At 58.2% G+C, this 11743-nt stretch carries 4 protein-coding genes; all 4 read right to left on the bottom strand.

The genetic code is table 11. The features are described 5' to 3' along the window. Nucleotides 1-100: 100 nt before the first annotated feature. Genes brxL through brxC form a run of 4 tightly spaced genes read right to left on the bottom strand, consistent with a single transcriptional unit; the run spans nucleotide 101 to nucleotide 11741 of the window. Nucleotides 101-2182: a BREX system Lon protease-like protein BrxL gene (gene brxL / locus M4578_RS10475; RefSeq protein ID WP_069709531.1), complete on the bottom strand. Its 2082-nt coding sequence runs from the start codon at nucleotides 2180-2182 to the stop codon at nucleotides 101-103. A gap of 7 nt (nucleotides 2183-2189) precedes the next feature. Next, nucleotides 2190-4697: a BREX-1 system phosphatase PglZ type A gene (pglZ, locus tag M4578_RS10470; RefSeq protein ID WP_258093368.1), complete on the bottom strand. Its 2508-nt coding sequence runs from the start codon at nucleotides 4695-4697 to the stop codon at nucleotides 2190-2192. After that, nucleotides 4690-8202, bottom strand: coding sequence for a BREX-1 system adenine-specific DNA-methyltransferase PglX (gene pglX, locus M4578_RS10465; protein ID WP_258093367.1), 3513 nt, complete (start codon nucleotides 8200-8202; stop codon nucleotides 4690-4692). Before pglX ends, pglZ begins: the two co-directional genes overlap by 8 nt. After that, complete coding sequence (gene brxC / locus M4578_RS10460; protein WP_069709528.1) at nucleotides 8202-11741, bottom strand: BREX system P-loop protein BrxC; 3540 nt, start codon at nucleotides 11739-11741, stop codon at nucleotides 8202-8204. Before brxC ends, pglX begins: the two co-directional genes overlap by 1 nt. Nucleotides 11742-11743 lie beyond the last annotated feature (2 nt).

The following is an 11743-nucleotide window of genomic DNA, read 5'->3' as shown; positions in this document are numbered from 1 at the left end:
GGAAAACTGTAACGAGGATGAGGGCTTGGGCATCGAGGTCGACTTCTCGCTTCCCGCCGAGCGCGTAGCCGGACCTGCCCCGCCAACACGACCGACGAAGCTAAAGGTTCTCGACATAAGTCACGTAGAAACCACGGACCATCCGGTGCTCCTGCATCCGTTCTCCGAGCGAGAAACCGTTCATCTTGCGAGGCGTTGGCTGGAAAATATCCAATCCGCGATCCAGAACCATCTTCCAGCCGTTATCCGTCGTGATGTCGCGTGCATGGAGAGTGCCGCTCCCATCAAAGGCCCATGTGAAATCGACGCCCGTGCCTGTGCAGGCTTCAGCAATCCCGTCCAAGCACTCTCGCTGCTCCTGGATGTTCCCATCGTCCGGAGCCGTGACAAGATGCACAGCGATCTGATCTTCAGGCTGTTTACGCCGGATTAGCATCTCGATCAGTTCCATCACGTTGCGTGCCTGATGGAACTTCCGGATATAGGGGTCTGTGATGATAATCCGCGTCGCACCATCCGTCCAAGGACCAAAGATCTTGTCGAAACTGATGCCCTTGCGGTTTTCTGTGAAAACGACATGTCCGGGAGTTGGGGGTGAGTGCGGGGCAGCGGCAACGGCAGGTGCTGCGGAAGCAGCCACCGTTGAGACCGGTTCTGCCGTTACCAACCCAATCTCTCGTTGATTCACACCTTCACTTCCATCGTCGGTTGATCGACGGTGGTAGAACTGGGGGAACTCCTCTTCCTCCAGCGTGGCGACGGCGCGCTTTGCGCCATCCGATGCGATGTAATGGAAATCTGCTGCCTCAAAGGTGCTGTCGATCCGCAGGAGCTGATCCTTCACCCGCTTTCGGCATTCAATCGCAAAGCGCAGCAGTTCTTCAACTTCGGCTTCAGTCTCGCCTCCATTCGGGAAGATCAGCTTCAGCAGACCTGACATGGTCTTGTTGATCGCCGCACGGTCCCGGATATGGGTCTGAACCGGAATGGTGAAATAGCGATCTGGCCGGTGTGAGAAATCCTCCGCACGCAGATGGCGCAGGATTTCGGCCAGATAGTCGACGATGAACCCATAGCCAGATGTGAACATCTCACCCCGGATAATGTCGACCTCCCATCCGGGCAGATAGGCATGCAATCGATCAATAAAGGCGCTGTCGTGGAACTGCGGCGGCAGAGCTTCGAACAGGTCCGTATTTTTCAGCATCCAAGGCACGTTATGGTCCGTGTTGCCGACGAAGGCGAAGCTGGCCTCGGCGCCCATCGGATTTACACCACGAGAGAACTGCTTGTTTGCCATGTAGTTCTTCATGATATCGACAAGCGCCTTGTTGGCCGTCTTCTCGCGGCCGGCAAATTCGTCAAAGGCCACGACATCCCAAAAGCCGACCAATCCGATCCGGCCATTGGAATTGTTCACGAAAAGCTTGGGAACCGTGATTTCACCGCCCGAGATCAGCTGACCATGGGGTGAGAACTCGGAATAGATATGAGATTTTCCCGTCCCCTTGGGACCAAGCTCGATGAGGTTGTAGTTGCGCTCAACAAATGGCACCAGGCGCAACAGTTGCAAAAGCTTTGACCTGCGCCCGAACAGTGACGGATCAAAGCCGATGCTCTGCATCAGCAGATCGATCCATTCCTCGGTGGTGAACTTGTCCCGCGTCTCGCGATAGCCGTCATAGTCCACACGGGCGATCTGGATCGGCTTCAACGTGTCGATGATCCAGGGGGAGATCCGGCTGTCTTCCGAAAACTCGTACTGCACATCGGCGATGCACCAAATACCCGTAACCAGCAGTTTCGGGTGCGCCTTTACCGTGGCGCTGTCGATGGCAACCCGCTTGATACCGAGGTTTTCAAAGACCGCCTCATAGGCATCGGTCTTTTCATTCAGCGCCACGCTAACCTGATCGATGACCTTGTAGCGGCCACGCTCCTTGATCGTTGATTGTACCAACCCCGCTTCGGAACGATGGACGTAGTGCTTGCGCAGGATGTCCTTGACCGTTTCGATGCCTGTCGCAATCGAGGCTTCGTCATCGGTCGCGCAATACTGGCCGAGAAGGTATTCGAGCACATAGGTGGGGACAATGGCGTTCCCCTTCACGGCCTTCACCAGGTCCTTACGGACCACGAAACCGGCAAAATGCTCATTGATCTTGTCATCAAGGGTCGACATCGGCACCTCAGAAATCGAAATCTGTACTGATCCCGCGTTTCAGCAGCAGCGGCTGCGAAGCGTGATCTTCGAAATGGCTGGTCTTGCCGATGCGCGTTCGCAGCTTCAGGAAGACTGTCTGATTGTTATAGGCGTCTGCCGCCTTGGACAGCAGGAAGCTCCGCGACAGCTCGCGCTCGCGCGGGTTCTCAGACGTGAAATCGAATTCCAACTCGGCTTCGTCAGAGATGAGTGTTCCATCGTCAGCAAAGATGGCTGTATGCACCTGCCGGGGCTGTTGCTTGTCGGTCACTGGCTCCGCCTGAAAGAAGGTGACCTGGATCTGGCCCGTGGTGATCTGAGCGCGGGGTGGCGGAATGATCTGCACAGACACCTGCCCGACATCCTCCTTGCGCTGCTTGCCGACACGCAGAACCGGCAGGACAATCTCCTGCAGGCTCGCCCCGCCATGGACAAAGCGGCTGCCTGATCCTTTAACCCGCAGGCGGTTGATCGAGTTCGGGATCAGAATGTCCTGCTCACCTTCCAGCCCAAGCTGTGCGGCAGAGAACTTCTTCATGCCGCCACTGCTGTTAAGGCCCCGGCCGATCACGAAGCGCCGGTTTCGTGTAACAATCTCGCCTTCCGGCTCGCTCAGCGCGAAGCCGCTCTCTTCCAGAGCCTTGTGCTGCCACAGGAATCCGTGATCGGCGGTGATCAAGATGTTCGAGAAATTGGCCGAGGTCAGCTTCCGCACCAGCTTCACCAGATCCTCGATGGTAGTCTCTGCCGCGGCGGGGACATTTTCCTCCGTGGCGAGCTTGTCGCCAATTGCGTCGATCTGGTTGTGATACAGATAGAGGACATCATGATCCCGGAAGAGGTCTTTACCCTCCGATGATCCCAGATTCATGAAATCCTTCGCCGCGAGAACCTTTACCCGGTCTCCAGCCCGGCCCGCAGCCAGCGCCTTTTCACGAGCGGCGGCCCCCATGGTGCTTTCACCATCCAGCAGCACCAGATCATTGTCATCGCGAATCCCCAGTTGTCGGTGCGGCAAGAGTGCCGCCATGCCGAGCTGGGTGTAGCTCGGCAAAACCCCGATCATCGGCTTCAGTTCAGCATCGAACCGATTGAGCTTGCGGATCTCGCGCAGCGCCTCTTCGGCCACCTCATAGCGCAGCGCATCCGAGATGATGACAACGACCTTTTGATCCTTGCGCCGGTATTCAGCAGCCTGCCCCCGGTAGAAATCCACCTGACGTGGAAAGCCCGGGACCGCCCAGTCCGTGAGGCGAGCCACCTGATCCTGCCAGGCATCGTTCAACTTGAGCACGAAATTCGTGGTGTAGCGGTTCTCAACCGCCTCATAGAGCGCGGACAGCAGCCCCGACTGACCGCTTTTCTGCATGTGATAGATGAACTTGCGATAGAGCTGGTCCAGTCGAAACCAGCTTGCGGAATAGCGCTTCACACCATCGGACAGGCTGGTCATCGTCAGATCAGCCTCGGCTAGCGCCTGCTGAAACTCGGTCGCATAGCCAATGGCCTGATAGACATCCGCGTAACGGCTATACCAATGGCTCTGGCGGCGATCGCGTACCCATTTCAGCACATCTGTCGCCGACAGGCTCTGCCGGGCAAGCCCCTCAACGATGGCGACAACGATCCTCCGGTCCACTTCCTCGAAGTGATCATGCGGCATGAGGGTGCGAAAATCGCGGGAGGCCAGATTGTCCCTGATCTTCAGCACGTCCTGATAATCGCCCGACAGCTTCTCGAACGCTTCACCCCACCGGCGCGAGGCGCTCCAGCGGCGGAACATCAGCGCGGCATCGGTGTTCAGGGGGGCAGCTTCTCCCATGGCCCGCGCCCAAGCGCTGGAAAACAGCGTGATGGCGAAATCCTGAAAATCCGGCGCATCCGCCGCATAGCCATAACGCGCGGCCACGTCCTTCCAGAAGAACTCTGTCAGCCCGACCCGATCCATCAGCTTCAGCGCGTCATCACAGCCTTCGGCCAGTTCGGCCAGCAACGCCTCGATCACCGTATCGAGATCGCCATCCGCACCAGCGCAGACTGCCAGCATCTTGCGGCGGACATCATTGGCGCTTTGCGAAGGCCGCTCGCGCTCGATCGCGCGCAGCGCTTCCAACCGTTTGCCGGAACGGTAGAATTCGGCGTGATCGCGCACGGCGGCTTCGTATTTCGCCGGAATGCCGAGATCCGCGACCCAGATCGCTGCCTGATCGGCGCGAAAGATGGCGCTGGCCAGTTGTACATCCAGCAGCCAGTTCTCAGGCATCGGTGGCTCAGGGCCATCCTTGTAGAGCAGAAACCGCGCCTTCGGTTCCTGCCGCAACATGCGGTATTTCAGGCCGAATTCGTTGTTGGCGATCTCCAGTTTGGTGACGCCGGGCAGGTCCACCGAATCGAACGCCCCGCGGAGATCACGGGCGGCGTCATACCAGAAGACGATGCGGTGCCCCTGATCCTCATAAAGGCGCATCAGGCCGGCGGTGATGCGGTCAGTCATCCGCAGCCTCCAGCCCCTTGATCGGCTTCAGCGCACCGGCGAACAGCGGATAGTTGCGCTTCACCCCGTCATCGAGATCGATGGCAATCTTCTGCTGCGCCATCGGATAGACGACTTCGCGTTCCCACTCGGTCAGCTCGGCGATCTGCTTGATGACCGTGGCCGTTTCCTTCTGCGCCTTTGTCTGCTGGGCAGGCGTAGCGGCAGGATCGACGGCCAGCTTTTCCAGCCGTGTGCGCTCCACCTCCAGCTTATGGATGAATTCACGCACATATTGGTTCAGCACGACCGAGACCGTGTCGGGCCGGTAGCGGTGCATATAGATCAGCGCATTGAAACTGCCCTTGGGGCTGGAGAACATCCAGTAGATCGGGCGCTTTTTATAGCGACGCACGTGATAATCGAAGAAATCCTTTGTGAACCAGCGGCGCAGATCCTTGCCGAGGGCGGCTTCGATGAAGGCGAGGTTTTCACGGAACTTCGCCTCGCCGAAGGTGACGCGCAGGAAATCGCGGGCGCGGGTGACGATGTCATCGGCGAACCAGTCAGCATCCAGCACCGGGATGACGTTATCGCGGTCGGGTGCGAAGCTGGGTTCCGGCACGCGCGCCAGATAGTCCTCAATCCCTTCGCCCTGATTGGCGAGGATCAGGCCGGGCGCGTCGAGGCTGTAGCGTCCGAACATGCAGCCCACGGCATAGTGGAGGAATTCGGCCACCGTATCCTCGCGCAGCCGTGCCTCACGGTCCTCTTCCGAACCCTTCACGCCATAGCGATAGGCAGGGTTGCAGGTGAGCGTGATTTCCTCGATCGGCACTTCGGGGGTGAGTTCGTCCTGAAGGCCATAAGCATCGATGAAGATGCGGTTGTTTTCTTCCTCCAGCCGCTGCATTACATCGGTCATGCCCTGCCAGTGGGCGCGGAGGTTGGCATAGCTGGCCTCCAGCGTCTCTTCCCGGTGATCGGGCGATAGCAGCGGAAGCGTGGTGAAATCCCAGGAGGTTTCGTAGGCGTCCCAGTCGGATTTTGCGAGATCTCGAAGGGATCGAACTTGATCGTTCTGTTTTACCGCGAGGCCGGGAAGTGAAGATAGATAACCCGGGTGAAGGTTGATCGTTGGATTGATCAAAGGCAAAGCTGCTTCTGTGATCTTTGAGTTCAACAGCCCGAGCAGATACTCGATTTCGACGTCGGTCTTTGGCTGGCAGAGACCGGCTGCGGCATCGAATATAAAACCATCAGAGTGAAGCCTAAATCCGTTGCGGCCGGTTGTGACAACTGTCCAGCAGATCGCGGGCTGAAAAATACTCGAAAGGTTGAAATTGTGCGCCCAGATTCTATCGCTGGTCGGGTGCTTCGTGTTCTGAAGCAAAGCGCCGTCATTCTCCCAATTTACAAGGCTTTCTTCGTTCCCCGCCCATTTCCGATACTCCCCGCCCTTTGCGTAGGGAAACCACTTTCTACCAGATGCTTTAGCCACCTCTCGAGACGCGGCTCCAAACTCAGCTCGCTTGCAGGATACCTCCTGCCACTGGCGCACGTGCCATTCGTTCTTTCCAGTGGCCATCCCAATTCGAAAGTCGCAGAAATCGCCAAGCAAAGTTGATCGTGGGAACGTCTCCCGAAGCGCCTCACTCACCCAGTAGGCAATTGGGCTTCCTGGGATTTTTTCAAAATCCTTAGATGACACCATCGAGAGACGTTCGTTGTTCGGCGGAAATTCGAGCGGAACTCCGTTACCATCGGTTTCGTAATATCGAACGCAGCAGAATCTACCGTTGAACTCAGCCTTTGGTGACTTTTCGCAGACGAAGGCACAGGTTCCGAAGTTAATTCCCATGCTTGTTCCACCCTTGCCTAGGTACGGCATGTGGACCATCGACTGAATTGTTGTCTCTTCGAGAAGGCGTATCCTAAGCTTCTCAAATGATCCCAGGAACATCCAACTTTCCATCGTGACCATCGCGCTGAAGCTACGCGCTATCCCAAGGCTGAGCCCTCGTTCAATGAACGCAGCAAACAGATCAGATTTTCCGTCTGGATAGTTCTGCTTCGTGAAATCTTGGATTTTGGAGTTCATGCCCTTTCCACCCATGTAAGGTGGGTTAGCCACGATCACATGATATTTTGACGACAGCGCCTCGGCCATGCGCAGCACGGCGACGACACGCGCCTGCAACTCTTTCAGCAGCAGGTCGGAACCAAAATCCCGCGCCTCGACCACCCGCAAAGTCTCGGCCGGATCGCGCAGCTTCGGTACGATCAGCGAGCCGAAGTTCTTGGCCTGCTCGAACTGCCCTAGAGTCTCGCGCAGCTCATCGGTGAACAAATCCTTGCCCACCACGGCAGCCACGTCCTGCATTTCGGCGGAGGTGAAACGCACGTCTTGCAGCACGACAATATCAGGCTTCGTCTGCATCCGCAGGAACCGCCGCCGCCCCAACCGTGCCGCCGCCTTCATCGACAGCGCGAAAGCCGCCAGCGCGCCGGCGCGGTCGTCAATCTCGATGCCGGTCAGGTTGTGCTTCAGGATCAGGCCGGGAATCTCGGCTGCGTCGTGGCCTTCCTCGGCATAGATCTCATAAAGCAGGTCAAACGCATAGGTCAGCATATGACCCGAGCCACAGGCCGGATCGCAGATGCGGATATCCTCGGGCCGGGTGATCCGCAGAAAATCCGTCTCCGGCTCTTCCGGCGCGATGTAATAGTCCATCTTCGCCGCCAGCTTCGATTGCGGACGGTTCAGCAGCCACAGCCGCCCCAGCGAGTTTTCCACCAGGTAGCGAACGATCCAGTGCGGAGTGAACAGCTGTGTTGCGGCGGGGATATTCTCCGCAGTGATCTTCTGGTTCTTCTTCAGGCCTGCAAAGACCTGATCCTTCTTCTCGCTGATATAGAACTGGTACAGCCAGCCGATGATCTCAACATCCTGGCAGGCCTCTTCCGTCATCACCTCGCGCAGGCGGGCAAGGATGCTGTCCGGCGACAGAAGATCGTCGGGTATCAGCAGCTCGGTATAATCCTCGGCGCGGTCCAGCGTATCGGCGCGCTCGAACATATAGGGCATGGCGCCATGCCATTCGTTGCAGGCATGGATCAGCAGCAGCCGATAAGCCTCCGCCTGCCCATCATGGGCGGGGCGGGTGCCGTTCAGATATTCGGCAATCTCGGGCCGGGCGCGATCCGGCAGATTGCCCGCCATCGCCTCTGCCAGAATCTCGGGCCTGGTTGCCCCATCGGCAGGCGATACGACGCGCGGGTTGGACAGGCCCGTGACATCCATGAAGCGCAGTGCGGTGAAGCGGTTGAACCACGTATAGGCTGCTTGCTCGATCACATGGGCGCGGTTGTTGTTGGCAGCGACCTCCAGTTTCGCAATTGCCTTGGGGTGTTCGCGGCGGGCTGCTGCGCCCTCGGCCAGCACCATGTTCAGCCGGGCGGTGACCTGATCGATCAGCAGGTTGCGCGCGCTTTGCGCAAATTTCTTCAGGGCGTTGGTATCCATCAGACAATCACTTTCTTGCCCGCGCCGATCTCGGCCAGCAGGGTCTTTTTCATCTCATCAAGGTAGCGGGTCACATCGTCTTCATCTTCGAGATAGGCTTTCCCGATAGAGACAGTGATCGACTGGGCGTTGACATACTGGGGCTTTACCGGTGCCGGCGGCACATATGGCTTGGCCGGGGCTTCGGCCACGCCACCTGCAGGTTGGGGCTGCGGCGCGGGCGTCGGCGCAGGTGCAGGCGTCAGTTCGGCGATCCTCGTCAGCGTGTCGGCCAGAAGGTTGGAACGCACCTCTGTCGCCCGATGGCGCAAGGCCGGGATTAGGGTTTGCGAAGCCACGCTGGCTTTCTGCGCGGCAAGCTCATCGCGGATACGGGTCTGCTGCTCTGGCGGTAGCGCACGGAATTCCGAGGTCTGGGTGGTTTTCTCGGCCACTTCTTCAATCGCGGCGATGACGGCGTTGCGCTCTGCCAGAACCGTTTGTTCGATGCGCTCCTTCAGCGCGTAGAAATCCGCCTTCAGTTCCTGAATCGCGGTGCCCTTGAAGCACTGCGGATCGGCTAGCGCCTGACGCAGCGCATCGGCGGCAGAATCCTCGGCAAAGGTGACGTTCTGATCCTGCGCCGTCAGGAAAGCGCGCACCTCGTCATAGATGCCCTTCTGCGGTCCGGACATGAAGCTACGGATCTTGTCGAGGATATCCTCCTTGGCATCCAGCAGCTGATCTTCCTGCCCAACCGGGCCGGTAATGAACCAAGTCGCCGACTGATCACGCATGCTGTCGAGCAGAGTCCGCAGAGGATCGAGAGCTGCAATAAAGGGGTAGCCGGTCGACTGCCGGCCAAGACCCTCCAGTTCGCTAGTCAGCTTGCGCAACTGGGCCTGCCACTCCGACCCAAGGCTGCGCGCGTCATTTCCAGAGGCGGGCAGATCGAACAGTGCCTGAAACAGTTCGCGCGATTTGCGGATCTGGGCAGCAGTGAACTCGATCTGCGGGGAAAGCAGAATGTTGCCAAGGGCATGGCTGTTGCGCAGCCCCTGCACCAGCGCATCCCCTTCCAGCAAAGCACTGTCGGCCCGAGCCTCAAGCTTGCCGCGCGCGACAAGGCTCGCGGTCAGGCAGAGAACCGCGATGGCGGGCCAGCCATAAGGTTTTGCTCCGAACTTCTCGACCAAAGCCTTGACCGAGACCCGCGTCCCAAGGCGCATCTGAGCCTGAGCATGATTCAGCACGTCCTGCTCGGCTTCAGTCAGACCGCTGCCTTCGCCTCCGAAAAGCCCGCCATCGACGCGTCCGGCTCGCCCAAGATCTGCTTCGGTGTAAGTGGCACCGCGCAGGACAGGCAGGCTGGTATAGACCTTGTCGACCAGGACCTGGAAACCTTTGACCAGCCGATCCTGCGGATCTTCGCCGCCGATCTCCAGCTCGGCACCGCGCACGAAAAGGCGAGCATCCGCGATCAGGCCGCGCAGCCGCTGCACCAGTTCCTTTTCACGCCGTGTATTCTGGTCACGCTTTTCCGCAATGATACGATCACGACCGGGTTGGGCATCCCCGCTGGTGACCTGACGCGCAAATTTCACGGTCTGGAGCCAGAGGACGAGATCGCGCGTGAAGCGCACATCACGTCCCAGCAGGACAACCATCTCATCGCTTGCCATGCTGTTCGAGCGAACCACATCCGGCGCGTCGGAATCGTCGCTGAAGGGTGAGATGATGTTCACCGACAGCTCATGCTCCCGGTTCAGGCTGTGCCCGTCGAGCTTGCGGGTAAAAGCATAGTCCACACCCGTGCCAGCATGCTTGATCTTGCTGTGACGGAGGATCGCTCCAAACGCCAGTTCATCGAGCTGCCGTTCTATCTCGGCGGGATCGACGGCAATCGCCTTGATCTCGGCCTCGACGTCCTTTTCTTCATTGGTGAGGAATTCATAGACCTCGCCGTTGCGCTGGATCAGCGTCTGACGCTCCAGAAGCGACAGAGCCTCCTCGATATTGCGCCGCTGCTCGGTCTGGTCCGCCTCGAACCGGGACAACAGGAGGATCGATATGTTGCGGGCAGTCGGTTTGAATTCCTTGACGTATTTGACAAGGAACAACACCTTCAGCACCCGCACGGCAAAATCATCGCCAAGGTTCTTTTCAGCCAGTTGAATTGACTGCTGAACCGATGATTTCAGGGCGGTGCGAATCCCCTCAAACATTAGGTCAAAGGTCGCCAGCCCCCCAACCGGCGTGTCGGCCAGCTTTTTGGCCACCTCCTGAAACACCCCCAGCATAGAGCGTTCGCCGACCGAGCTGTGCTTGCCCTCAAACGCGTTATGCTGCGAGAGGCCCATGATCGCGCGCTGGAACAGGTCATACTGGTAGTTCGGGAACGGGTAGCTCGCGACGAACTGGTCTTTTCCGGAGAAGTTCCTGAACTTGAAGGAATTATCTCCAAAATCGAACAGGGTGCGCAGGTTGTTCTCCTCAGCATCGTAAAGATTGCCAAGGGTGATCTGACCAGCCTCGGTCTTAGCCAGAAGGCGGCGCTGGATGACTTCGGCCACATCCTGGGAATTCAGAGGCATCCGGTTGGCGAAGCGTGCCTGAATTTTCGAAAAGTCATTTTCTTGCTGTGCCGTTAGATCCCCGATAACCGAACCCATGTCCTGCTGGGCAGTGACAACAATCCAGGCCTGCCCCTTGCACTTAGTGTTCAGGCTTTCGGCAATGGTTTGCAGGTTCGTCATGAGCTTGACGTTGTCAGCGATATACTGCCCCACCTCATCGACGAAGAAATTCAGCCGGAACTTCGGTCCCTGCGCATCGATCCATGACTTCACCATATTGGCAAAATCTTCGATCGAGACCTTCGTATCCTTGCGATACTGACCAAGAATATCCTTGACCTCATCGCCCGTGACCTCGGCAAAGGCGGCGGCAATGTGCTTGCCTTCCATCAGAGCCTGTTCGCGCCCGCGCTCCCAAGGCTTTCCGGAAAACTGCGCAAAGGCCGCTTTGAAGGCATCGAGCTTGCCGCGGCTGTCGAGATCACGCTCGAACTGCGCGATATGCGGGAGCTTGCCATAATAGCCGCACATCTCGTCAAAGACCTTCTGGAAGACGGCCAGAAGTGCATCGACATCCGTCTTCGAGATCACATCCGCCTTCTGGTCTATATTGAACAAGACCGACCGGGACGGGATCGACACTGCCTTGCGCAAGGCCCCCGCCAGCATCGGGTTGCCCGCGAGCTTGCGCTCAAATATCTCGATGGCGTGCTCCCCCTCGACCTCGTCGTTCTCCAGCAGAAGAGCGAGCATCTTCAGCAGGTGAGACTTACCTGATCCGAAGAAGCCCGAAATCCACACGCCGTTCGCGGTATCGTAATTGTTGTAGGCGTCGAGGAATTGCTCCAGTCGGGCGCCGATCTCGTTGGTGATGACATATTCATCGAGCTCGGTCAGGAGGCTGGCCTTGTCGTCAGCCTTGATCACCCCATCGATCGAACGGTCGACCGGCTTGGCAAAGATATCACGCAGAAAAACAGCCATCG

Source organism: Salipiger pentaromativorans (assembly GCF_024721115.1).
GTDB lineage: Bacteria > Pseudomonadota > Alphaproteobacteria > Rhodobacterales > Rhodobacteraceae > Salipiger > Salipiger pentaromativorans.
Note: the sequence above shows the minus strand (reverse complement) of the source record. Positions and strands in the feature narration are given on the sequence as shown.

What these genes read in the sequence shown, in the direction of transcription:
- brxL (WP_069709531.1), bottom strand. Translation starts at nt 2,182, where the DNA reads ATGTCGACCCTTGATGACAAGATCAATGAGCATTTTGCCGGTTTCGTG.
- pglZ (WP_258093368.1), bottom strand. Translation starts at nt 4,697, where the DNA reads ATGACTGACCGCATCACCGCCGGCCTGATGCGCCTTTATGAGGATCAG.
- pglX (WP_258093367.1), bottom strand. Translation starts at nt 8,202, where the DNA reads ATGGATACCAACGCCCTGAAGAAATTTGCGCAAAGCGCGCGCAACCTG.
- brxC (WP_069709528.1), bottom strand. Translation starts at nt 11,741, where the DNA reads ATGGCTGTTTTTCTGCGTGATATCTTTGCCAAGCCGGTCGACCGTTCG.